Source organism: Mesorhizobium sp. M1217, from assembly GCF_040318275.1.
Taxonomy (GTDB): domain Bacteria; phylum Pseudomonadota; class Alphaproteobacteria; order Rhizobiales; family Rhizobiaceae; genus Mesorhizobium.
Window position 1 is genome coordinate 1 of sequence record NZ_JAMYMA010000021.1, and the last position, 20,872, is coordinate 20,872.

The following is a 20,872-nucleotide window of genomic DNA, read 5'->3' on the forward strand; positions in this document are numbered from 1 at the left end:
ACCCAGTTTCCGCGTCACAGAGGCCCGTGTCGCATCAAAATGGAAAACCAAAAGTCCCTGTTTCCGGACGTTTGAAGAAGAGGTGCAGTATGAATCGGTCGTTGCGATGCCGCGCAGGGCTCGCTCGGCTGCATTGTTGGATAGGCAGATCCGCCCATTGTCGAGGAACCGGGTGAAGGATGACCAGCGGCGCAGCATGTAGTTGAAGGCCTTGGTCAGATCGTGTCCGCGCGAGAGCTTGTCGCGCGTCTCGATCATCCAGCGCTCGAGCTCGGTGACCAGCGGCGCGCTCCGCTCCTGGCGCACGGCGTGGCGTTGGCCTGGCGACAGGCCGTTGATCTCGCGCTCGATATCGAACAGGGCATCGATGCGCTTCACGGCTTCAACCGCGAGCGGATAGACCAGGTTGGGCTTCTCGCCGTGCGCCTTCTTGCGCGCCGTCGCTTCGATATCGGCCAGCTCGAACACTTTGCGCCGGCTGTGGGCCCAGCAGCTGGCTTCCAGAATAGGTGCTGGCTGACGGGCCGCCGCATAGAGATCGCCATAACCGCCATAGGCGTCGGCCTGCAGAATGCCGCTCCAGCCGGCGAGATGCGCCGCGGGATGTTCGCCTCGGCGATCGCGCGAATACTAGAACACCGCCGCCGGCGGATCGACACCGCCGAATGGTCGGTCATCGCGCACATAGGTCCATAATCGGCCGGTATCGGTCTTGCCCTTGGCCAGGACCGGCACCGTCGTGTCGTCGCCATGCAGACGTGAAGCGGACAGCACGTGGGCTTCGAGCCGCTTGAACAGCGGCATCAGCGCCGGGGCGCCGGCGCCGACCTGGTCGGCGAGCGTCGACAGGCTGAGCGGCACGCCTTCGCGGGCATAGCGTTCAGCCTGGCGGTTGAGGGGCTGATGCTGGCCGAACTTCTCGAACAGGATCATCGCCAGCAAGCCGGGACCGGCCCAGCCGCGCGGGGTGGCGTGGAACGGCGCCGGAGCCTGGCTGATCGCCTCGCAGTCGCGGCAGGTGAACTTCTCCCGCACGTGTTGGATCACCTTCCATTGCCGCGGCACCACCTCCAGCGTCTCGGTGATATCCTCACCCAGCCTGCGCAGCCGATGACCGCCGCAGCAGTGGCAAGCGGTCGGCGCCGGCTCGATCACGCGTTCGCGCGGCAGGTGCTCGGGAAATGGCTGGCGCGCCGGTCGCTTGCGCACATAAGGCGCCACCTCGGTGGTCCAGGCCGCTGCCTGTTCGGCGGCGATCTCGTCTTCCGTTGCCGTGCTCTCGAGTTCCTCGAAGGTGAGTTCCATCTGGTCGTGCAGGCGGGCTGAGCGTTCAGAACTTTGACCATGCAGCGCCCGCTGCAGCTTCCGGATCGTCAGATCCTGATGTGCGATCAGCGCCGCATCATCCGATGCCTTGGCCCTGGCGACCGCCAGTTCGGCCTCGACCAGCGCAGCGCGCGCGGCCTGGTCTTCGGCTCTGGCCAGCGCCGCGGTCAGCGCTGCTCTCAGCGCGCCAATATCGTCCGGAACGGCATCTTGGGCGGTGGCAACCATGCCCTGGAGTGAATCATAAAACGCGTCCGCTGACTCGCGGAAAATGGCGCAAACTCAAACAAAAACTCACTCCGCGAGCTCAGGGCGGAACGTGTGACGCGGGTTGCGCCAATCGATCCCGTCGAGCATGTAGGCGAGCTGCGCCGGTGATATGGAAACCGTGCCGTCCGCCGGCGACGGCCATAGAAACCGGCCCTTCTCGAGCCGTTTTGCATATAGCGATATGCCGAGCCCATCATGCCAGGTAATCTTGACCAGATTGCCGCTGCGGCCGCGGAAGACATAAAGATCGCCGGCATGCGGATCCCGGCCCAACGTATCCTGAACCTGCAGGGCGAGGCCTTGCATTCCGCGACGCATATCGGTCCGGCCGACCGCCAACCAGATCCGCACCTGGCTCGGGACCGGGATCATGAAACACCCAGCGCCTTCACCATCGCCGCCGCCAGTGTCGGCGGCGTGGTCAGCGGAATCCGCAGCCGCACCTTGCCGGCGACCTCCAGCTCGATCACCGCTGGTGGCGCCGCCGGCACCGAAGCGGCGAAAGGCTTATCGGGAACCACGACAACTTCGGCAAAGCCCGTCTCGCGGGTTCTCATCGTGCGCCGCCACTTATAGATCAGGCTGGTCGCGACATCGTACTGACGCGCTACCGCCGCCACCGTGGCCCCCGGCGCGAATGCCGCGGCCAGTATCCGGCACTGATCCTCTTCACTCCAACGACGACGACGCTCCGGTCCGGTCAATAACGTCACATGGCTCATGCTGTGCTGCTAACTACGCTCGAAAGGACGACCTTAAGAGCGCAGCCTCGCTACCCGGCCATGCTCCCGCAAGGCGGCCCTCGCCGGAGGCGTACGGACCGCATGGCTCTCCACTGGTTCAACCCTCCGGTCCCCGTCAAGACCGAGCGTCCCGGGATCATCCGCAATGTCAACAACGCCGAGGCAGCCGGCGAGGAGCTGATGAAGTGGACCAAGCGTGGCCCTTGGTGGGACCTCGCGGTGCGCGTTTGCATGGCAGTGATCTTCGACGAGATGGAGCCTGAGGAGGCCCGTAAGGCATTCCTGGCTGCTGCAAAAGACGAAGGGACATTACTCCCCCAACGATAACTAGCTAAATTGGAACGATATAAGGTCTATGTGTCTATGCAAAAACCGCCTTCGCGAAAGGAGCCCGCCGCCAGCAAGGAGAGGCGACGGACCCCGCACAGCAACTGCACATCCGAGAAGGACCACTGCAACCTCTAAACCCGCGAGGGCCTACATCGTTCCCTTGGCTGCGGCTACAACTGGGTTGGTCAGCGGGCTCTTGCCGCTCTAAGTTCCCCCTCATGGCTCCCCTCTGGTTCAACCCTCCGGTCTACGTGAAAACGAAACGTCCGGGCATTCGCAATGGGGTCAGCCACGTCGAGGGAGCCGCCGAGGAACTCATGGGGTGGGACACAAAGGGCCCGAAGTGGACCACGGCGGTCCAATCCTGCGTGGATGCGTTCGAGGGCAGAGCCTCACCCCAAGAGGTCCGTGAAGCCTTTGAGGCGGCTGCCAAGGAGGCCAACGTGTGGCCCGCTGCCGGTTTATTGGACACGAGGTTAAGCTAAGTTCCTCGAACTCCACGGGGCTCAGATAGCCCAGCGTCGAGTGTCTCCGCCGAGGAATGTAGAAGCGCTCGATGTAGGTCGAACACATCGGCCCTAGCGGGGCATCTCTCGTCCTGTAGACCTTGCGGGCTGTCCGCTCGGTTTTCAACGATGAGAAGAAGCTCGCCGGAAGTGATTGCGGATGTGGTCGTTGAAGTAGCGACCTTTGGCGAAGGCAGCTCGGAACGCGGCGTAAGTGTCCGGTGGAACGTCCTCGAATTCGTACCATTTGCCGCTGGCGACGAACCACACCGAGAGAGTTTTGCTGTCCGGGTCGTATACCGTTTTTCGGATCGAAGTAGATCGCATGAGCACCACAGCAACGCGCCGAGGCCCGCGCCCTTGCCGGGAGCGCGGGCCGATCGGGATACGATCCGCAGCAAATCCTGGAGGGCGAGAATTCGCTGCCTGCACCGAACTTTCGCGGCGGTCCCGTGTTCCCAACCGAGATACACCAAAAGCTAGCTGCACCTTTCGGCATCACGCGGACGTTGGATTTCTGAGAAAGCGCGAACGTCAATACCAACTTCTGGCGATGGAATTTTCCCGTGAGATAGGCACGCTCCGCGGCGAAGGAGTGACCGCCATGACCGCCATCGCCTACAGCCTCGCCAGCGATATCAAAGGATCATGGAGGATCGTCTTCGTCCCTGACGAACTGCATCTCTATGTGGAGTTCAGCCAGCCAGGCGCAGATCCCGATCCATCTGATTGGATGAGCGTTGATGACTTCCTTGCTCGACGGCCGTCTGACGCGCTCCACAAGGATGCGCTCGATCGCTTGGTTTCGCTCATTTGCCGGGCGATGAGCGACCCGTAAACGCAAAAAAAGCCCGCCGCACCTTTCGGCACGGCGGGCTTCGCGTGCAGACTTCGAGTCAGTCGTAGACCTTGACGATCTTGCGCGTACCCGGATCGACCAGGACGGTTCGCCGTCGACGACCACATAGCGGTATTTGACGTTGGGGACTTCATGAAGCTCGACTGTATCCGGAAGGGCCGAGCCGATGTTGAGCTCCACTCCAGGAATCTTCACCGAAGCGAGCGGCTGCTTCTTCACGTATTCCTTTATGACCGATTCCTGCTGCGGTTCGATGATCACGTCCTGCGCGGCAGCGGCACCGATGCCGGCCAGCAGCAGAAATCCCGCGGCTGCGGAGGAAAGATGCACTCTCATAACTGTCTCCTTGTTAGGCTGGTGCCGGGACGCATCTTCATTGCGCCAAGCTCACCACAACGGGAGCCAACCAACGAACGTTCCTCCGCCGGGGCTAGGTCTTATACCGCCGGACCTAAAGTCTGAAGTGCAGGTGTCGCGCGGAACCGCGACTTCGTCGTCCCGTAGTCATGTGAACTCATCGAAGGAGAGACGGCTCATGGAAGTTAGTGTCCACCAAGCCCGCTGGTCGCTTGGATCGGTTTTCGCCGTCTCCATTACCGTCCTGGTGATAGGAGTGGTCGCCAGCTAAAAAACCCCAAGTTGGTATCGGCGCAAGAACACTCCCTTCATTGCGTTGATAGGGCCGCCGGCCTTGCTGGATTTGGCAGGCGGGCCCTGATCGTATGTACGCTCCTTACATACTGTTGACTATTTCGGCCCGGCGGGTGTTTGCTTTTAAGAGCCTCGGATGCCTTTTGAACAGTTTGGGGTTTCAAAATGCCATTCCAAAAAGCCGCCCTACATCCTTCCGATATTGATCTTGCTGCCGCGTTTTTGACCGCATTTGCGGCGACGAGTATATTGCACGTTCGTCTCGTGACGCCGAGCGCTTGGCTTCTCAAATTATGGCCGCCTTTCCGGAAGCTCAAGCGAACGAAGCCAAGCTTCTCGAACTCGTCAGAGCGAGGCGCGCTAAAAAGTTGCCTTGATCAAGGCCAATTTACCAACCCGGTACCGTACAGTTGCACACCAAGCCGATCGTTCTTCCGCCACCGGACCACCGCCCGATAGGCGGCTCCGTCCTCAGGGATGAACAGCACAAAACGATCCGGGACTGAGGCATCGGCAGCGACCCGCAGTTCGGCGCCTCGCTCATGCTGGTTGCGGATCGAGCAGCTTATGTCCAGGTCGCGCCCGGTGATTATGGTCGCTTCCTTCAGCACAGGCTTTCTGTTGTGAAGGCGGCGGTCCGGTTTAGGGTCGGTAGGATCCATTGGATGTAGTCCTTGTCCTGGCGGATTACCCGTGTGGTTCATCGCCGAAACCCTGCAACGAAGCGTGGCGTATATACTTGTGCTCGCCACGAAGGTGCTTGATCCGCAGCTTCATACCTGGCCCAACCCACTGCGTTTCCGGTCGCTTCCTAACGCTCTCCGGAGGTGGACCGGCATGTTCTTTCACCCGCTTCCACAGCCGTTCCTTCATATCTCGGCCAAGGTTAATGAAGGCCGACCCGACATGTTTCCCTGTGCCCGGCCCTGCCAGCAGAGCAAAGGCGGCCTTGCCGGGTTCGCGCTCGACACCGAGCAGTTCGTATTCCTGGACCGTGAAGCTCTTCGTCTTCAGCCAATTCGTCGTTGGGCCGCTACGATACGGGCTGTCGGCGCGCTTTGAGACGATCCCCTCGAGGCCCGCTTGGTCGGCGAGATAGAAGATCGCCTTCGGGTCGCCTGGAAGCGCCTCGCTGAACTGGATCCTGCTATTCGGCTTTATGATCCCGAATAGGATCTCGCGGCGCGCCTTGCAGCCGATGTCGCGCAGATCGTGGCCGTTCAGATGCAGAATGTCGAACGCGCCGAGGATCATCGCGTAGGGATCGCTGTGCACGGCCTTCTGCAGCGCGTCGAAGTCTGCCAGCCCGGCCTTGTTGGTGATCACCGCCTCGCCCTCGAAGATCGCGTTTTCGACGTCGAGCTCGCGCGCGGCTGTCATCAACAGTCCCGACCATATCCGCGCCTTTAACAAGAGCGGTGCGAACTGGACGGGCAAATATACCGGCCTCGTTGAAAGATGTGGGTGCGGTGGCCGTCGAGGTTGATCTCGTGAATCCAGTGTTCACCCTCGGGCGGCTTTGAAACCAGCTTGGGCTCCATCGGCGGTCGCCGCCGACGCCGCAGATCGGCAGCACCTCATTTCGCCTTCGAACGGCAGCGCCTCGCCATTGGCGAAAAACTCGAATTCCGGAAAACACCTCTTCAGGAAGGCCTCGACCTCGCGCAAGGCCGCGTCGGACCGGCCCTCGGACGGCGGCAGGATGATGAAGCTGTCGACCTCGTCGTCGGCCGGCATGCCGGAGCCGGCCGCGCTTTTCGGGCGGGCTCTGGCCGACACTCAATGGCGGCGCCGTGCCTACCGCCCCAGCGGTAGCTTGGAGGCCAAAACAAGGTTGTCCTCATCCTCCATGCCGGCCATGTAGTTTGCGATTATCCGAGATGCGAGAGCCTCACGTTGGTGATCAGATTGAGCGTTGACCTTCAGCCGATCGAACACGCGGCCCAGTAGGGCAATTTCGGACGGGGTGAAAACACCAGCTTGCTCTGCCTTTCGACGAATCGGCATGACACGGTCCCCTTCCTTGCGCAGGTAATCCTATTCAGGAACCTCAGCAAAGACAAAGCCCGCCGCACCTTTCGGCGCGGCGGGCGGCAGTGCAGCGACCCTGACGCAGAGAAGCCCGCCACCTTGCGAGTGACGGGCCCGGCCGCGAGGCCAGGAGAGTGTTGTCAAAGCCTCACAGCCGATTCGACGCTCCCGTTAATGCAGCACTCTCCTCAGCGGCGCGCGATCAGCATGCAAAGCTGACGCAGATCACTGTCATACGTCCCTTCGCTGCTGAGCACGTCGACACACCGCTTCTTCATGCGCATCAGTTGGCTGCTGGACATCTGGGCGACCACGGTCGGCAGGCCGGGGGTCCCCGGTGTTCCAGGTGTCCCAGGCGTTCCGGGAGTGCCAGGGGTGCCGGGAACGGTGCCACCACCAACGCCGACACCGACGCCCGCGCCAACACCACCCGTGCCGCCAACATTGACGCCTACGTCCGCCGTAACGCCGCCTGTGCCACCGAAATTCGCACCGGCGCCCGCCGTGACAACACTCGCGCCGCCTACGTTAGCGCCCGCGCCAGCAGTGACGCCGTTCGTCCCGCCCAGGTTTGCGCCAGCACCGGCGGTGACACCACTCCTGCCACCAATGTTGGGCCCGGCTCTGGCGGTAACGCCCCGGCTGCCGCCTATGTTAGCGCCAGCACCGGCATTGACTCCACTGCGACCGCCAATCGAGGCGCCGGCCCCCGCGTTGATGCCGCCACTGCCGCCGATTGAAGCGCCGAGACCAGCCTTGATGCCGCCGGTACCACCAATTGATACGCCTGCACCGACGCCGACGCCGGCTGCGCTGGAGGGGAAAGATAAAGATAAAACCAGTGCACCACTGGCTAAAGCTGTGGAGAAACTCCTAAGGACATTTGCCATGACACTCTCCTTTATCTGTTGCGTCTCAGCAGCAGAAACGATGACTGCTACTGCACTGACAACGCGCAGAGAGAGATATTGACTTACTTAACTCAAGGTATGTTGCGATCGTGACTTACGAGGAGCAAAATATTCTGAATCAATTTGAAAAAATTGTGATACACCCTCGGTGGGTAGGTCCGGACGCATAGCCGATCTAGTAGCTGCTGACCGAGGCGCCGATCACAAAGCCGGCGACGAGCGATGCAGTGGCGACGGCCGCCACCAAGGCCCAGACGGTCTTTTTCCTGATGCCCTCACTCCTTACGCCAGGTGCCGCGATGAACAGCAGACCTGCCAGAGCGTAGCAATGTGGCCAGAAGCCCGGCACGGCCGATGTCTGCCAGGATTCGGGCTGACCTGCCCAGTTGTACAGGATCACGTAGATGCGCTGGATCAGCACGACGGACCAGATCAGGAAGGTACCGAGGATCAGCATCCACTCGCCCCCCGAGACATTCGCCCTCGCGGACCTGAACGCCGCCGGTCCCCAGGTCATGGCGATGATGAACGATACGCCGAAGGACAGTGAGTTATCGCGGTAGCCATCGAGGTTTGACTGTGGTCGTCGGATCGCTGCTTCTGTCGCCCGAGCCCGGTGCCTCACGCTTCCGTATGGACATACATGCCGGGCAATTTGCGACTGCGAAAGACGTCAAAGGCAGTCGTGGGAGAAACGGATACCATGGGCGCTACAAAAGGCGCGTTGCCGGATGGCGGTCGCGGACCAGCTCGATATCGCTGTCGATATCCTCCAGGGCCAGCTCGAACTGGTCGGGATCGAGGCGCTCGGAGCGACGCCCGAATTGTGCGCTGCAGCTTCTCGATGATGGCGCGGAGACGCTCGATATCGCTTTCGCGGCTTTCAGCCGCCGCCGCCATTGCCCGCAATCTCGACATCTCGCCGATGCCGGCGAGCAAGCCGGTCTCCCCGAAGAAATCGCCGGGCGCCAAACGGCCGATTTCCTCAACGCGAGCCGGTGGGTCGATCGCCAATTCGTCTCGACGACACGGCCTTCGGTGCCGTCGCTGAGCACGACCCAATCGCCGAGCACATTAGGGGCGGCCAAGGGTTAGCGCGACGCCTGTGAACAGGTCGCTGAGCGTATTCTGGAGCGCCAGACCCAGGTGCCGACGAGGCTGACGAGAATAGCTTCGCCCTGGTCAGGGCGCCGCAGCCTTGACGTCGCCGGTGGCCGGCCATGTGCGCAGAAACCCGATCGCACCAGCGAGGAGCAACACCCAGGGAATGTCAGTCATGAACTTCGAATGGTACATGTTCATGTCCAGGGCCTGGGGTATCATGATCAACCCGTGAGCGAGGTTGGCCCACATCGTGAAATCGAGGAAGGAGGCGTGCGCTGAGGGCGCGCGCGAGGACCGGATTAGGAAGATCGACCACACGAAATAGATGACGGTAATCATCAGCGGGACATGGTCCGACATATCGTCCCAGACGGTCCAGTTGAGCGCGCCGCCCTTGCCGAAAGCGGGCAGGTGAAAGAACAAGCCGATGCTGAGGGTGCCGAACAGCACGAGTGAAAGACATCCATAGACCAGCAGGAACTTCCCCAGCCATTTCTCGCGATCAGTGACCGATTTCATCTTCTTTGCCTTTCTGGCGCGGAGCGCCCCAAAATGTGGCCCGAGGGGCCATGGCGGACCCTGCGGATCGTCGCCGCACGTCGGCGGCCGGTCATTGCCGCTGGAAATGCGACGTTTCGGCCCCCGTATCGAATGACGATCCGGTGCGGCCAAAGGATTCGCATGCCCGCCGTGCTTGGGAGTTCCGCCCTGGAATGATGCGAGCGCGTGCTCCAGGTGAACTTGCAGGTCGCCGGAGCTCGTCGTCGGGGGGAAGGGAGGGTCGACTGCACCCGCGACCGTCTTGCGAGCGCGCTGGTGATTATCTCGTCCCGGGAAGTTCCTGGGCAATTTTCCAGACATGCCCGGCCGGATCGACGAAGCTCGCCGTGCGGCGTCCCCGGGCCTGTCGACCGGACGGTTCAGCAGCGCCGTGCCAGCGGCGCCAAGCGTCGCGCAGGCAGCATCGACATCCTGTATCGACATCGAAATAGCCTTGCCAGATCCCAGACCGGGTTCCGACGGGAAACTGCGGCCGCATCGGTTTTCTAGAATACCTGATCCTCGCAGCGCTGCGCACAAACGAAGGTGATCTGCAAAGCTGAGCTAGAGATGAACTGAACCCAGTCGGCCCGTGACATGTAATAGACTTACGACCCTTGTCTGACACGCCATTTTTCCATGGGGCGTATTTCCACCGCCATCGTGTCCCCTTCGTTTTCCAAAACTGACCGCGCTCTATCGATTGCTTCTTCAAGGCTTTTCGCCTCGATAACATGCAGCCCCAGGAGTTGGGTTTTTTGATTAACAAACGGGCCATCGAAAACGCGGTCTTTCGACAGCACGGTCAAAGCGGCAGTCGAAGGCAGCAGTGTTAAGCTTAACTCCACGCCTTCGAACGGCAAACCGCCACAGGCCTCTCCGTGGGCGGCCTCATCTTCGGCGCCGTAACTGAGCAAAGCATAATACATGCTGAATCTCCGCTTTTCACTTCGCCATAGAAGTGAATGTGAGCACGCCGTGTTTGAACCGCTGCGCATCGACAGTTCGAGGTCCACTAGAGGCATCGACACCCTCGAATGCGGGCTCAAGCGGACGTCTTCTATGGAAGACGATTCACATGCTATCGTGGATGCGCGTCGGGCAGAAAAATTGGCGCTGGATCAGGACAAGTTTGCGAGCGAATGGAGTTCGTGCATGCACCCACCGGCGAATTCGGCACCGCAGTTCGAGGAGGAAAGAACGAGACTACGAGAGAACATCACTCGCTAAGGCGTTTCCGACCAACCTGGGCGCCAATCCCCAATCTGCCATCACCACTGTCCGGTTCAGCCCGCACCTCTGTTGGGATGTTGCTGATTTGACTCGGTTCTCGGAATCTTGCTCGTCAGGGGACGCTGAAGCGAGCGCGAGCGATCTGAGGCTACTCTTCATCAAGTATGATGTGGGCGTCGAGCCGGGCGGCGGTGCCCGAGCCGGGCTAGCTGCCGTTCATCTGCATTCAGATCATGCTGTTGGCATGCAGCTTACTATCCGCTATGGGCTGCCGAACCTCCCAATGCTCGACGAGCTTACCGTCCGCCAGCCTGAAGAAGTCGACGATGGCCAAGCCTTCCTCTTCGGGTTCACGTTTTGCATGCATGTGCACGACGACGAAATCCCCTTCAGCAAAAATCCGCTTCACTTCTCCTCTCACTTGGGGAAATGACTGCCTGAGCTGCTTCACATAGGTTTTGAAACCCTCCGCGCCATCCGCGATATTCGGATTGTGTTGAATATAGTGTTCGCCAAAATGCATCGAAGCAGCTTCGATGTTCCCTTGGTTTACTGCCTTGTCGATGAAGTCCAGGACGATCATCTTGTTTGTCTCGAGGTTTGAGTTATGAATCTTGGCTAGAAATGGAGTTGATGGTTCGTCACGCATGTTTTGCTCCGTTGGTTGTCCTCCTCTGCCTGTTGTGGACAGGAGAGTAGGCATGCCAACATAATCTGTCTCGCCTGTGGGATAGTCGATATGCTATTTTCCCAGATTCTTATCCAATCGTCTAATATCGTCGCGTTCATTGTCAGAGGGTGGGTCTATGGACGTCTTATCCGAAGTTCTCGCTCACTGAGATTTGGCGGCTCCCTAATCGGGAGCGCAACCCTACATCGGCCATGGGTATTTCTGTCGATCCGATCAAGAATGGCGCCATCCATGTCATACAGCACGGTGAATGCTGGCTGCGTCTGGCTGGCGAAAAGGAGCCCATTGGCTTAGGCGAGGGAGACATCATCCTTGTTGCGAGCGGTGTCGGACATACTCTCTGTGATCCAGCGGATGCACCGCCCGCGTTATTGTCTGCGGTACTTTCGGCAAATCAGAGCGGATCAGAGCCGCAAAGCGGGAGCGGAGCGACAACTCTTCTTTGTGCGAAATATTCACTTGACGGTGCCGGCCCGCATCCGATGATTTCCCAATTTCCTCCGCTGATCCATTTGACCCGCAGTCAGATCAACGCTAGCGAGCCGCTGCGGCTCGCCACAGAACTTCTGCGAGTCGAAGCGAGGGGCTATCTCGCGGGCCACGATATTGTAGCGCCACGCCTTCTCGACGGGATGTTAGTCCTGTTGCTGCGCGCCTGGATAGAACATCAGCCTCTAGGAACGGGAGGATGGTTTGGCGCCTTACGCGATAAAGGTATTTCGCGGGCTTTGCGTCTCATCCATGAGCGGCCGGGTGATCCGTGGACAGTCGCCTCCCTCGCCGACGGTGCGGCACAGTGTCGGGCCACCTTCGCGCGTCGCTTCACTCAACTCATCGGAGAGCCGCCGCTGTCCTACGTCACTCGATGGCGGATGGACCTTGCAGCCAAGGCTCTGCAGGAAACGAACCAGACCATTCACGAGATCGGGCGCGCCGTTTGATATGAATCGATGCCCTCGTTCTCCCAAGCATTCAAACGGCTGACCGGACGATCGCCTGGTCTCTACCGCAGTGACTTGCGATCTCCGACTGAGAATGTCCGCTCTTTGAGGCTTTGAGGCACCTGCTACCTCGGTTAAGGGAGGCGAAAGACCGCTTACCACCCTGAGCGGGCATACGACTCTGCTACCAAGCGGCAGATTTTGAGTACGCCTCCGGCGAGGGCCGCCTTGCGCGAGCATGGCACGGCAGCGAGGCTGCGCTCTTAAGGCGTCCTTTACGAGCGTAGTTAGCAGCACAGCATGAGCCATGTGACGTTGTTGACCGGGCCGGAGCGGCGTCGGCGTTGGCGTGAAAAGGATCAGTGCCGGATACTGGCCGCGGCATTCGCGCCCGGGGCGACACTGGCTCTGCAGTTGCTGGCCGCGCAGCCGCATCATCCCGTTCTGCACTTTCGGCCAGCGGAACTCGCTATCCCAGACGCTTGGCATAGAGGCAGGCGCCGGTGCCATCCCGGAAGATCAGCTTGATCCGGTCGGTGCGCTTCGCCCGGAAGACGCAAACCGCGCCGCGGAATGGATTCGCCCCATCGTCTCTCGCACCAGTGCCGCTAGCCCCTCCGCACCCTTGCGGAAGTCGACCGGCTTCGTCGCCACTATGACCTTGACCGCACCCGTCGGCCCGACCACGACGTCGCCTTCAGCGCGCTGCTCTTTGCCGAACGCGGCTGGCAGCCGGTCTGGCTTCCCTTGCGGGCGGGGCGGCAGGAGAGTCGCAAAACTCGTGACCGGAACGCGCCCGCCTCACAAGCGATATTCCCCATACGCGATTCCGCCGCACGACTCTGAGTGCGACGTCTCGTCGACATTGCTGAGTCCCATTCTTATGGGACCAGGTTGCCTCGTCCCGTCACGAGCACCTAATACAATCCAGATATTCAGGGTGGGTCCCGCCATGTCCCAAACGCTGATTGTCATTGGTTTGATCATAGTTGCCCTAAGGCCCTTTTGTGGCCCTGGTTGTCCCGGGTCGGTCTGGGCAGATTGCACGGTGACATCGTGATCGAACGTAAGAACTTCACGTTTTACGCTCCGATCTGTGAGGTACGAACCGCCGCTAACTTCCATAAAGACGCTACACGTGTCAGGCGTTGATACCTGGATGAAGAGAGCTGTGCAAAGACGGGTTCTCGGGGCGCTTCACGCCATATCCTTCAACGCGTCCAGCGGCCCTTTCAGAGCCGACCTGGGTTGGATCAACTCCGGCGCAATCAGGAAAATCTGCGGGGCCGTGGGCGGTTGATCGATCAGTTCGAACGCCTTCGCAATCATCGCCTCAAAATTCTGCCGCACCATAATTACGGGGAAGGGCAGGAAAGAGGCGAATGGGTCATAGTCGTAGCAACCGACGACAAGCTCGCTAAACATCTCCGCCGGCCGGCCCGCCATGAAACGCAGCAGACCCTCCATATTGATCGACGAATTGATAAACAATGCGCGCGGCAGCTTGCCATGGCGTTGGCAAAATGCCTCGAAGGCACGCAATGTTATGTCGGGCGAATAGCCGGAGGACTGTACTCCGTCATCAGGGTCGGCGCCCAACAGTGCCTTTTTGGTCGCATGGAAAGCGGCGATGCGTTCGCGGCTTGCGTGGTCGTTGCGGCCGCCAAACAGAAACAGCTCGTCCGGCCGCAGGGGGTCATCATTGCCGAACTGGCGGATGATTGCCTCCGTCAGCATCCGCGCGCCCTCATAATTGTCGCTGATCACCGAATGCGCCTTTCCTCCTGGTAGGTCGATGTTGACATGCCTCAGTCCCGCCGCCTCGCAGACCTCGTGCACGCCGTCCGGATCGGTGGCGCCGACAATGAAGAGCTGGTCGATTGAGTAGGAAATCAGCGTCTCCGCGGTCCGGCGTTCCTCTTCCGGGTCGCGGCTGGCACTGACCACGACCGGGCATTGACCGCGGCTGCGCACATGTCCCTCAAATGTCTGCGCCATGGAGGAGAAGTAGCGATTGTCGTGGATGGGCAGCATCAGGCCGACCAGGCCCGATCGCGACCGTCGCAAGCCTCGCGCCTGCAGATTGGTGGTGTACTGGTGGCGTTCGGCGAGGCTGAAAATTGTTTCCGCCGTACTTTCCTTGATGCGGCGCTTGCGCCAAGTGCCATTCAGCACCGCGCTCACGGTCGACGGGGAACTGCCCGATAGCACAGACAGATCATAGATCGTCGCCTTCTTCTTGACCTGCTGATCCATCTGGCCCTCCGGAGGGTCTCTTTAGAGCAATATCCCGCTGGAGCAATATCTCCCTTGACGAGCGCATCTTGATGCAAGATAGTCTTTGCACCATCGATTGTGCAAGCACAAATTGGTGGCGAACGTATGTTCCCGTTGGGAACGTTATGGGAGGAGTACAGATGAAAAGTTCATGATCGCGGCGCTCGCCGCGACCCTTATGCTTGGCGGATCAATCGCTGCCATGGCTCAGCAGGCCGGCAAAGTCGGCGTCGTCGTCAAGATCGGCGGCATTCCCTGGTTCAACGCAATGGAGGCGGGCATCAAGGAGCGTGGCCAGAAGCTCGGCGTCGACGCATTCATGGTTGGCCCGACCAGTGCCGATCCGGCACTGCAAGTTCGCGCCATCGAGGATCTGATCGCACAGGGCATCAAGGTCATAGGTGTCGTGCCGAATGACGCCAAGGTGCTTGAACCTGTCCTGCAGAAGGCGAAGGACGCCGGCATCATCGTCATTACGCATGAATCGCCCGGCCAGAAGGGCGCGGACTGGGATTTCGAACTCGCGTCCGCGACCGGCTTCGGTGAGGCTCACGCCAAGCTCTTGGCGGACAAGATGGGCGGCAAAGGTGAATATGCAGTCTTCGTTGGTTCGCTGACAGTGCCGCTGCACAATGCCTGGGCCGATGCGGCAATCGCGTATCTGAAGAAGAACCATCCGGACATGAAGCTTGTCGGCGATCGTTATGGCGTCGCCGAGGATGTCGACAAGAGCCGCAGCACTGCACTTGACCTGATTTCCGCCAATCCCGGCTTGAAAGGCTTTCTTGCCTTCGGCAGCCAAGGCCCGATTGGCGCTGGCCGTGCAATCGAAGAGCGCCGGAAGGTGGGCCAGATATTCGTGCTCGGGCCATTCTCGCCGGGGCAGGGCCAGAAGCCCATCAAGAGCGACGCGATCTCCGGCGGCTTCATGTGGAATCCGAAGCAGGCGGGTGAGGTTTTCGTCACGCTGGCCGACCAGCTCATGAAGGGCAAAGAAGTCAAGGATGGCGATACGATCGAAGGGCTAGGGACAGTCAAGCCCGACTTCGAAAACCATAACATCATCGTCGATCAGCTGGTCCCGATCAACAAGGACACTGTCGACGGCCTCGCGGCGATGGGCCTGTAAAGCCTCGCAAGGCTGTGGCAGCCGGGCTGGCCTCGAGCCGGCCCGGCTGAGGATGTGTCAACGCGATTAGATCCAGGTTCAACTCGATGGCTGATCAGGCACCCGATGGCTCCGCGTCACGGCCGCTGCTATCGCTCCGAAATGTCAACATGACGTTTGGCGGCGTCAAGGCGCTGAAGAATGTCAGCTTCGAGGTTCTGCCGGGCGAGGTGCATTGCCTCGCCGGCGAGAACGGTTCAGGCAAGAGCACGCTGATCAAGGTCATCACTGGCGTGTACAGGCCCGAGGCCGGCGCCGAGATCAACTATGACGGCCAGAGCTACGCCCATATGTCACCGGTGACGGCGCAGGCCGGCGGAATTCAGGTCATCTGGCAGGACCTCGCCCTTTTCCCCGAGATGACCGTCGCCGAGAACATCGCGTTCCAGACTGTCATCGGCCGCTGGCCGCGACTGGTGAACTATGCCGAAATGCGGCGTGTCGCGACCAACGCCTTGCAACGTCTTGGTGTTACCCTCGATGTCGATCTCGCACTCCACAATTTTCCAATCGCACAGCGGCAGATCGTAGCTATAGCGCGCGCGCTCGTCGGCGAAGCGAAGCTTGTCTTCATGGACGAGCCGACGGCCTCGCTCACCCAATCTGAAACCGACTATCTGCTGGACATTGTGCGCAATCTGTCGGCGTCGGGCGTTGCCGTTGTGTTCCTCAGTCATCGCTTGGCGGAGGTTCTCGAAGTCTCCAGCCGTGTGACGGTGCTGCGCGACGGCGCCTTGGTTGGCGTCTATCCGACCAAAGGTCTGACCCAATCGCGCATTACAGAGCTGATGACCGGCAAGACCTTCGACTATTCCGTCCTGCATCGCGATTTGAGCACGAGCCCGGTAATGCTTGAGGTTAAAGGGCTGTCGCGGCCCGGTGAATTCGAGGATGTGTCATTGACGGTCCGGCGCGGCGAGACGCTCGGCGTCACCGGGCTGCTTGGGGCAGGGCGCACCGAGCTGGCGTTGACCTTGTTCGGCATGCGCAAGCCGAGGTCCGGCTCTGTTGTGCTGGATGGCAGGCCCGTTCGCTTCGGTTCCAACCGTGACGCGATCGCCGCCGGCGTCGCCTATCTTTCGGAAGACCGGCTGTCGCTCGGCCTCATTCAGCCCCAATCAATTGCCGACAATATGGTCATTGCCTCGCTGGACAAGGTTCTTTCGGGCGGCTTCATTTCGAGCGATCGCAAATGGTCCCTGGTCAGTAGCTGGATAAGGGATCTCGGCGTTAGGATCGGAATGCAGGAAGACGCGGTCTCGACCCTGTCGGGGGGAAATCAGCAACGTGTCGCCATTGCAAAATGGCTGGCGACTCAACCGAAACTGCTGATCCTCGACGGACCGACGGTCGGTGTTGATGTTGGCGCGCGTGCCGGCATATTCGATATCGTTTCCAAGCTGGCCGACAGCGGCCTGTCGATTATCCTAATCTCGGACGAGGTACCGGAAGTCTATTTCAACGCGGACCGTGTGCTGCACATGGCTCTGGGGCGCGTTGTCGGCGAATATGTCCCCGGCGCCACGTCCCTCCAGGCGATCGAAGAGGCGGTCTATGCGTAGGTTTGTCCGCTCTCATGCAACGGAGCTGGCTTTGCTCGCCGTGATCGCGGTCATCTGCGCCTTCCTGTCGCTTGCGACAGACCGGTTCTTCACCCTCGGCAATGCGTTTGACCTCCTGAACACAAGTTCGGTCAACATCACCTTCGCCGTCGGTCTGCTCGTCGTGCTGATTGCCGGCGGCATTGACATCTCCTTCGCGGTTGCTGCCTCCGTCGTACAATATCTGACGGCAATCGTCCTTGGCTGGATCGGCGGCGGGAATTGGATTGTCGGCCTCACCATCGCTGGCGCATTGGGCGTCGCGTTGGGCTGTATCAATGCTTTCCTGATCCACAGGTTCAGGATCATCTCGATCGTCGCCACGATTTCGACCTTCAACATTTTCTTCGGCTTGCTGATGTTCTTCACAGGCGGCGTTTCGATCTACAATCTGCCGGACTGGCTCACCAACCGCGTGGTGCTGTTCGAGCGCGAGATGGCTGACGGCACCTGGGCGGAGATAACCCTACCCGTGCTCATTATGGCCATATGCGTATTCGCTACCTGGGCGTTGATCACGCGCACGACCACTGGTCGCCAACTCTACGCTTTTGGCGACAATCCGGAAGGCGCGCGCCGCTTCGGCATCAATGTTGGTGCCATGCAGTTTATCGCCTTCGGCTGGCTTGGCCTGATGGCAGGCATCGCCGGTCTCGTCCAAGCGCACTGCGCGCAGGAATCGTGCCTAACGCCCTGTATGGGCGCGAACTCGACGTCCTGGCAGCCGTAGTCCTTGGCGGTGCGCGGCTTGGCGGAGGCAAAGGCAGCGTGCTCGGCTGCATTCTTGGCGTTCTGTTGGTCTCGATCACCCAGAACGGACTTAATTTGATGGGCGTGTCGCCTTTCGCGTTCAAGATGATCGTCGGCACCATCATCCTGACTGCCATCACCCTGTCGAACACCAGCATCGAACGCCTGCTGCCGTTCCTGAAAAGCCGGCGGGTGCCTTCATGACCGTTATGATTGAACGCGCCCGCAAATCGCTCGGCCCTGAACTGGCAGGTCCGCTTGCTGCGTTCGTGGTAGTCATGATCGTGTTCGGCATTGCCGCACCGAACTTCCTTTCCCGGGCCACTTTTGGCTCCGTCGCCTACCAGCTGCCGGAGCTCGGTCTCCTCACACTCGCCATGCTGCTGCCGATCCTGACTGGCGGCCTGAACCTGGCTATCACCTTCACAGCCAACATCGCCGGGCTGACGCTAGCGTGGGTCCTGCAAAGCCAGGGAGGTGTCGACGCCGGCATCGGCGCCTTTGTCCTTGGCTCGATCCTTGCCATTGCGGTCGGAGTACTAAGTGGGCTGATCATGGGGCTGGTCATCGCCTACACCAAGGCTCACCCGATCCTGGTCTCGCTCTCGATGATGATTTTCCTGCGCGGTCTCGGTGAATTCCTGACGCGCGGCGGCGACGTGTCCGGCTTTCCCGGCTTCCTGGCGCCGATCGGCTACGGTTCGATGTTTGGCGTCCCGCTGCCGTTGCTCATTTTCATCGCTTGCGTGCTGATCTGGCACGTCCTGCTGACACGCATGAAGCTGGGCTTCAACACCTACATGATCGGCTCCAACATCGAGGCCACGCGCTACTCCGGCATCAATACGCGCAGGGTGCAGGTTCTGGTCTACACATTGTCCGGCGCAATGTGCGCGGTCGCCGGCATCATCATGCTGGCGCGCTTCAATTCGGTGCGTGTTGGCCACGGCGAGTCTTACCTGCTGATCACCGTGCTTGCCTGCTTTCTTGGCGGGGTCAATCCGTTCGGCGGCTTCGGTCGGGTGATCCCTGTCTTCGTCGCGCTGGTGGTGCTCCAGATTCTGTCCTCGGGACTCAATTTGATGGGCGCAAACCAGCACCTTGCGACGGCGGTCTGGGGCATTTTGCTGATCACGGTGATGATCCTGCGCTGGCTTACCGGGCGCCTGAAATTCCTAAACACAAACAAAGGGTGAATTAGATGCATGGTTTTGGGGTCCACACCTCGATGTGGACGATGAACTGGGACCGGGCCGGCGCGGAGAAGGCGATCGCGGCTTCCGTCAAATACGGGATGGATTTTGTCGAGATCGCGCTTCTGAACGCGCCGGCGGTCGATGCCGCACATACACGCGCCTTGCTCGAACAGCACAATCTTCCTGCCGTTTGCTCCCTTGGCCTGCCGGAGCGGGCCTGGGCCTCGGTGCGGCCGGATGCCGCCATCGAACATCTCGAAGTGGCCATCGACAAGACTGCGGAGATGGGCGCGCTGGCGCTTTCCGGCGTGATTTTCGGCGGTATCGGCGAACGCACCGGCGTGCCACCCACCGAAAAGGAATACGACAACATCGCGCATGTGCTGACCGTCGCCGCCAAGCACGCCAAGAAGCGCGGCATAGAGCTCGGAATCGAGGCGGTGAACCGCTACGAGAACCATTTGATAAATACCGGCGCGCAGGCCGTCTGGATGCTCGAGAAAGTCGGCGCCGACAACATCTTTGTCCATCTCGACACCTATCACATGAACATCGAGGAGAAGGGGGCCGCCAATGGTATTCTGGCCGCTCGCGAGCACCTGAAATATATTCACTTGTCAGAGAGCGATCGCGGCACCCCGGGCACCGGCAACTGCCCCTGGGACGAGATCTACGCAACGCTCGCGGCGATCGGCTTCAAGGGCGGACTTGCCATGGAAAGCTTCATCAACATGCCGCCGGAAGTCTCCTACGGCCTCTCCGTCTGGCGGCCGGTCGCGAAGGACGAGACCGAAGTGATGGGCAATGGCTTGCCATTCCTGCGCAACAAGGCTCGCCAGTACGGTCTGATCTGATCCAATGGATGACGGGCAGAAGACGGACGGCGCGAGGATCGCCGTCTTCGATGTTGGCAAGACCAACATAAAGCTCTCGGCGATGACGTTCGACGGCGTGCTCGCCGAGAGTCTTTCTGTCCGCAACGAGGTGCGGCCCGGTCCACCTTGGCGGCACCACGACCTCAAGGGCATTAGCGACTGGCTGTTCGGCTCGCTTGCCAGCTTGTGCTGACACCATCGGTTGGAAAAGGTGGTCGCCACCGGACACGGCTCTGCCGGAGTTCTGGTGAACGCAGATCCCGACGACACCTCCGCCTTGCCGATGATCGACTACGAGCAGGATCTGCGGCCTGCAATTCGCAAGGGCTACGCCCCGCTTTCGGGCGATTTCTTGGATCGCGGCAGTACAATTATGCTGAAGGCTGCGCATCAGGCTCGCCAGCTGTACTGGATGCAGCAGGCTGAACCGGAGCGCGTTGCCCAGGCCCGTTGGTATCTGGGCCTGCCGCAATATTGGGCCTGGCGGCTCTCGGGCGTGCCATCGGCCGAAACGACGGTCCTCTCGGCGCAATCACCTGGTGACTTCGAGCCCGTCACATGAGTTCTGAAGGCTGAACCACCGGGAGTGGAACACTCCGCTTTCAAACCGGTTAGGGCAAATCACTAACGTGTGGGGATGGCTACGGTCGCCAATGTGCAACTGCCGGAGGAAATTGGTCGATGGACACGAAGAACGAGAAAGACCTGAACAAAGCCGAAAGTGGTACCGCAAAGCGCAGTTCGCCCGAGCAAAAAGGCGGCGATCAGGCGCGAAAGGCTCAGGAATGGGGCGGCGGTTCGAAGGCCGCCAAGGGACCTATCACGGATTCCAATCATCGAAACCCAAACTCGAGCCAGCGGAGCTGAGC

At 60.4% G+C, this 20,872-nt stretch carries 24 protein-coding genes and 7 pseudogenes; 12 read left to right on the forward strand and 19 right to left on the reverse strand.

Features of this window, described 5'->3' with window-relative positions:
• Positions 1-102 precede the first annotated feature (102 nt).
• From tnpC to tnpA, 3 genes and pseudogenes are all read right to left on the reverse strand, one after another.
• A pseudogene (tnpC, locus tag NKH37_RS27770) lies at positions 103-1,554 on the reverse strand (IS66 family transposase); the annotation flags it as partial.
• A 66-nt stretch (positions 1,555-1,620) separates the two neighbouring features.
• On the reverse strand, positions 1,621-1,968 hold the full coding sequence (tnpB, locus tag NKH37_RS27775) for an IS66 family insertion sequence element accessory protein TnpB (protein ID WP_353041894.1): 348 nt from the start codon (positions 1,966-1,968) through the stop codon (positions 1,621-1,623).
• Positions 1,965-2,318 (reverse strand): IS66-like element accessory protein TnpA, encoded by a 354-nt coding sequence (tnpA, locus tag NKH37_RS27780; RefSeq protein ID WP_352531379.1) that lies wholly within the window; start codon positions 2,316-2,318, stop codon positions 1,965-1,967. The genes tnpB (NKH37_RS27775) and tnpA overlap by 4 nt, the downstream gene beginning before the upstream one ends.
• A gap of 102 nt (positions 2,319-2,420) precedes the next feature.
• Here tnpA and NKH37_RS27785 point away from each other — a divergent pair, with 102 nt between their 5' ends.
• The gene (locus NKH37_RS27785; RefSeq protein ID WP_353041897.1) at positions 2,421-2,666 is read left to right on the forward strand and encodes a DUF982 domain-containing protein; all 246 of its coding nucleotides are present in this window, start codon (positions 2,421-2,423) and stop codon (positions 2,664-2,666) included.
• A 221-nt stretch (positions 2,667-2,887) separates the two neighbouring features.
• Positions 2,888-3,154 carry a DUF982 domain-containing protein gene (locus NKH37_RS27790; RefSeq protein WP_353041899.1) on the forward strand — a complete coding sequence of 89 codons (267 nt, stop codon included), beginning with the start codon at positions 2,888-2,890 and terminating at the stop codon, positions 3,152-3,154.
• A gap of 1 nt (position 3,155) precedes the next feature.
• On the opposite strand, the pseudogene NKH37_RS27795 reads toward NKH37_RS27790, so the two are convergent.
• Both NKH37_RS27795 and NKH37_RS27800 read right to left on the reverse strand, forming a co-directional pair.
• Positions 3,156-3,317: pseudogene (locus NKH37_RS27795) on the reverse strand (IS3 family transposase); the annotation flags it as partial.
• Positions 3,299-3,502 (reverse strand): KTSC domain-containing protein, encoded by a 204-nt coding sequence (locus NKH37_RS27800; protein ID WP_353041901.1) that lies wholly within the window; start codon positions 3,500-3,502, stop codon positions 3,299-3,301. The gene NKH37_RS27800 and the pseudogene NKH37_RS27795, both read right to left, overlap by 19 nt.
• A gap of 277 nt (positions 3,503-3,779) precedes the next feature.
• Here NKH37_RS27800 and NKH37_RS27805 point away from each other — a divergent pair, with 277 nt between their 5' ends.
• The gene (locus NKH37_RS27805) at positions 3,780-4,013 is read left to right on the forward strand and encodes a hypothetical protein (RefSeq protein ID WP_353041903.1); all 234 of its coding nucleotides are present in this window, start codon (positions 3,780-3,782) and stop codon (positions 4,011-4,013) included.
• A gap of 58 nt (positions 4,014-4,071) precedes the next feature.
• Here NKH37_RS27805 and NKH37_RS27810 read toward each other — a convergent pair.
• From NKH37_RS27810 to NKH37_RS27865, 12 genes and pseudogenes are all read right to left on the reverse strand, one after another.
• Positions 4,072-4,370: pseudogene (locus tag NKH37_RS27810) on the reverse strand (DUF1236 domain-containing protein).
• A 692-nt stretch (positions 4,371-5,062) separates the two neighbouring features.
• The gene (locus tag NKH37_RS27815; RefSeq protein WP_352643854.1) at positions 5,063-5,347 is read right to left on the reverse strand and encodes a PilZ domain-containing protein; all 285 of its coding nucleotides are present in this window, start codon (positions 5,345-5,347) and stop codon (positions 5,063-5,065) included.
• 25 nt (positions 5,348-5,372) lie between these two features.
• Positions 5,373-6,065 carry an ATP-dependent DNA ligase gene (locus NKH37_RS27820; RefSeq protein WP_353041905.1) on the reverse strand — a complete coding sequence of 231 codons (693 nt, stop codon included), beginning with the start codon at positions 6,063-6,065 and terminating at the stop codon, positions 5,373-5,375.
• 123 nt (positions 6,066-6,188) lie between these two features.
• On the reverse strand, positions 6,189-6,464 hold the full coding sequence (locus tag NKH37_RS27825) for a hypothetical protein (protein ID WP_353041907.1): 276 nt from the start codon (positions 6,462-6,464) through the stop codon (positions 6,189-6,191).
• 18 nt (positions 6,465-6,482) lie between these two features.
• The gene (locus NKH37_RS27830) at positions 6,483-6,692 is read right to left on the reverse strand and encodes a hypothetical protein (RefSeq protein WP_352643856.1); all 210 of its coding nucleotides are present in this window, start codon (positions 6,690-6,692) and stop codon (positions 6,483-6,485) included.
• 212 nt (positions 6,693-6,904) lie between these two features.
• Positions 6,905-7,606: a hypothetical protein gene (locus tag NKH37_RS27835; protein WP_353041909.1), complete on the reverse strand. Its 702-nt coding sequence runs from the start codon at positions 7,604-7,606 to the stop codon at positions 6,905-6,907.
• 196 nt (positions 7,607-7,802) lie between these two features.
• Positions 7,803-8,084: a hypothetical protein gene (locus NKH37_RS27840; RefSeq protein WP_352643858.1), complete on the reverse strand. Its 282-nt coding sequence runs from the start codon at positions 8,082-8,084 to the stop codon at positions 7,803-7,805.
• 253 nt (positions 8,085-8,337) lie between these two features.
• Positions 8,338-8,616, reverse strand: coding sequence for an IS66 family transposase (locus tag NKH37_RS27845; RefSeq protein ID WP_353041992.1), 279 nt, complete (start codon positions 8,614-8,616; stop codon positions 8,338-8,340).
• Positions 8,590-8,773, reverse strand: a pseudogene (locus NKH37_RS27850) (mechanosensitive ion channel domain-containing protein); the annotation flags it as partial. The pseudogene NKH37_RS27850 and the gene NKH37_RS27845, both read right to left, overlap by 27 nt.
• Before the next feature lie 36 nt (positions 8,774-8,809).
• On the reverse strand, positions 8,810-9,715 hold the full coding sequence (locus tag NKH37_RS27855; RefSeq protein ID WP_353041911.1) for a DUF6632 domain-containing protein: 906 nt from the start codon (positions 9,713-9,715) through the stop codon (positions 8,810-8,812).
• A 164-nt stretch (positions 9,716-9,879) separates the two neighbouring features.
• Positions 9,880-10,200 (reverse strand): YciI family protein, encoded by a 321-nt coding sequence (locus tag NKH37_RS27860; RefSeq protein ID WP_353041913.1) that lies wholly within the window; start codon positions 10,198-10,200, stop codon positions 9,880-9,882.
• A 530-nt stretch (positions 10,201-10,730) separates the two neighbouring features.
• A complete protein-coding gene (locus NKH37_RS27865; protein ID WP_353011062.1) occupies positions 10,731-11,153 on the reverse strand; it encodes a nuclear transport factor 2 family protein in 423 nt (140 codons plus the stop codon).
• A 233-nt stretch (positions 11,154-11,386) separates the two neighbouring features.
• Between NKH37_RS27865 and NKH37_RS27870 the strand changes: the two genes are divergently transcribed.
• Complete coding sequence (locus NKH37_RS27870) at positions 11,387-12,136, forward strand: AraC family transcriptional regulator (protein WP_353011060.1); 750 nt, start codon at positions 11,387-11,389, stop codon at positions 12,134-12,136.
• A 469-nt stretch (positions 12,137-12,605) separates the two neighbouring features.
• Here NKH37_RS27870 and tnpB (NKH37_RS27875) read toward each other — a convergent pair.
• Positions 12,606-12,710, reverse strand: a pseudogene (tnpB, locus tag NKH37_RS27875) (IS66 family insertion sequence element accessory protein TnpB); the annotation flags it as partial.
• Between the two features lie 467 nt (positions 12,711-13,177).
• Here tnpB (NKH37_RS27875) and NKH37_RS27880 point away from each other — a divergent pair.
• Complete coding sequence (locus NKH37_RS27880) at positions 13,178-13,288, forward strand: hypothetical protein (protein ID WP_353041915.1); 111 nt, start codon at positions 13,178-13,180, stop codon at positions 13,286-13,288.
• A gap of 45 nt (positions 13,289-13,333) precedes the next feature.
• On the opposite strand, the gene NKH37_RS27885 is transcribed toward NKH37_RS27880, so the two are convergent.
• A complete protein-coding gene (locus tag NKH37_RS27885) occupies positions 13,334-14,392 on the reverse strand; it encodes a LacI family DNA-binding transcriptional regulator (RefSeq protein WP_353011056.1) in 1,059 nt (352 codons plus the stop codon).
• Positions 14,393-14,564: 172 nt separating this feature from the next.
• Here NKH37_RS27885 and NKH37_RS27890 point away from each other — a divergent pair, with 172 nt between their 5' ends.
• The 7 genes and pseudogenes from NKH37_RS27890 (at position 14,565) to NKH37_RS27920 (ending at position 20,870) form a co-directional block, all read left to right on the forward strand.
• On the forward strand, positions 14,565-15,542 hold the full coding sequence (locus NKH37_RS27890) for an autoinducer 2 ABC transporter substrate-binding protein (RefSeq protein WP_353041917.1): 978 nt from the start codon (positions 14,565-14,567) through the stop codon (positions 15,540-15,542).
• A gap of 86 nt (positions 15,543-15,628) precedes the next feature.
• A complete protein-coding gene (locus tag NKH37_RS27895) occupies positions 15,629-17,143 on the forward strand; it encodes a sugar ABC transporter ATP-binding protein (RefSeq protein WP_353011052.1) in 1,515 nt (504 codons plus the stop codon).
• Positions 17,136-18,136, forward strand: a pseudogene (locus NKH37_RS27900) (ABC transporter permease). The gene NKH37_RS27895 and the pseudogene NKH37_RS27900 overlap by 8 nt, the downstream one beginning before the upstream one ends.
• On the forward strand, positions 18,133-19,128 hold the full coding sequence (locus NKH37_RS27905) for an ABC transporter permease (protein WP_353011050.1): 996 nt from the start codon (positions 18,133-18,135) through the stop codon (positions 19,126-19,128). The pseudogene NKH37_RS27900 and the gene NKH37_RS27905 overlap by 4 nt, the downstream one beginning before the upstream one ends.
• A 5-nt stretch (positions 19,129-19,133) precedes the next feature.
• Positions 19,134-19,982 (forward strand): sugar phosphate isomerase/epimerase family protein, encoded by an 849-nt coding sequence (locus NKH37_RS27910; protein ID WP_352643955.1) that lies wholly within the window; start codon positions 19,134-19,136, stop codon positions 19,980-19,982.
• A gap of 4 nt (positions 19,983-19,986) precedes the next feature.
• Positions 19,987-20,538: pseudogene (locus NKH37_RS27915) on the forward strand (FGGY family carbohydrate kinase); the annotation flags it as partial.
• 146 nt (positions 20,539-20,684) lie between these two features.
• Positions 20,685-20,870 (forward strand): hypothetical protein, encoded by a 186-nt coding sequence (locus NKH37_RS27920; protein WP_353011048.1) that lies wholly within the window; start codon positions 20,685-20,687, stop codon positions 20,868-20,870.
• Positions 20,871-20,872 lie beyond the last annotated feature (2 nt).

Excerpts from the sequence above, each read along its gene's own strand:
- tnpB (WP_353041894.1), bottom strand. The coding sequence starts at position 1,968 with ATGATCCCGGTCCCGAGCCAGGTGCGGATCTGGTTGGCGGTCGGCCGG.
- tnpA (WP_352531379.1), bottom strand. The coding sequence starts at position 2,318 with ATGAGCCATGTGACGTTATTGACCGGACCGGAGCGTCGTCGTCGTTGG.
- NKH37_RS27785 (WP_353041897.1), top strand. The coding sequence starts at position 2,421 with ATGGCTCTCCACTGGTTCAACCCTCCGGTCCCCGTCAAGACCGAGCGT.
- NKH37_RS27790 (WP_353041899.1), top strand. The coding sequence starts at position 2,888 with ATGGCTCCCCTCTGGTTCAACCCTCCGGTCTACGTGAAAACGAAACGT.
- NKH37_RS27800 (WP_353041901.1), bottom strand. The coding sequence starts at position 3,502 with ATGCGATCTACTTCGATCCGAAAAACGGTATACGACCCGGACAGCAAA.
- NKH37_RS27805 (WP_353041903.1), top strand. The coding sequence starts at position 3,780 with ATGACCGCCATCGCCTACAGCCTCGCCAGCGATATCAAAGGATCATGG.
- NKH37_RS27815 (WP_352643854.1), bottom strand. The coding sequence starts at position 5,347 with ATGGATCCTACCGACCCTAAACCGGACCGCCGCCTTCACAACAGAAAG.
- NKH37_RS27820 (WP_353041905.1), bottom strand. The coding sequence starts at position 6,065 with ATGACAGCCGCGCGCGAGCTCGACGTCGAAAACGCGATCTTCGAGGGC.
- NKH37_RS27830 (WP_352643856.1), bottom strand. The coding sequence starts at position 6,692 with ATGCCGATTCGTCGAAAGGCAGAGCAAGCTGGTGTTTTCACCCCGTCC.
- NKH37_RS27835 (WP_353041909.1), bottom strand. The coding sequence starts at position 7,606 with ATGGCAAATGTCCTTAGGAGTTTCTCCACAGCTTTAGCCAGTGGTGCA.
- NKH37_RS27840 (WP_352643858.1), bottom strand. The coding sequence starts at position 8,084 with ATGCTGATCCTCGGTACCTTCCTGATCTGGTCCGTCGTGCTGATCCAG.
- NKH37_RS27855 (WP_353041911.1), bottom strand. The coding sequence starts at position 9,715 with ATGTCGATACAGGATGTCGATGCTGCCTGCGCGACGCTTGGCGCCGCT.
- NKH37_RS27860 (WP_353041913.1), bottom strand. The coding sequence starts at position 10,200 with ATGTATTATGCTTTGCTCAGTTACGGCGCCGAAGATGAGGCCGCCCAC.
- NKH37_RS27865 (WP_353011062.1), bottom strand. The coding sequence starts at position 11,153 with ATGCGTGACGAACCATCAACTCCATTTCTAGCCAAGATTCATAACTCA.
- NKH37_RS27870 (WP_353011060.1), top strand. The coding sequence starts at position 11,387 with ATGGGTATTTCTGTCGATCCGATCAAGAATGGCGCCATCCATGTCATA.
- NKH37_RS27885 (WP_353011056.1), bottom strand. The coding sequence starts at position 14,392 with ATGGATCAGCAGGTCAAGAAGAAGGCGACGATCTATGATCTGTCTGTG.
- NKH37_RS27890 (WP_353041917.1), top strand. The coding sequence starts at position 14,565 with ATGATCGCGGCGCTCGCCGCGACCCTTATGCTTGGCGGATCAATCGCT.
- NKH37_RS27895 (WP_353011052.1), top strand. The coding sequence starts at position 15,629 with ATGGCTGATCAGGCACCCGATGGCTCCGCGTCACGGCCGCTGCTATCG.
- NKH37_RS27905 (WP_353011050.1), top strand. The coding sequence starts at position 18,133 with ATGACCGTTATGATTGAACGCGCCCGCAAATCGCTCGGCCCTGAACTG.
- NKH37_RS27910 (WP_352643955.1), top strand. The coding sequence starts at position 19,134 with ATGCATGGTTTTGGGGTCCACACCTCGATGTGGACGATGAACTGGGAC.
- NKH37_RS27920 (WP_353011048.1), top strand. The coding sequence starts at position 20,685 with ATGGACACGAAGAACGAGAAAGACCTGAACAAAGCCGAAAGTGGTACC.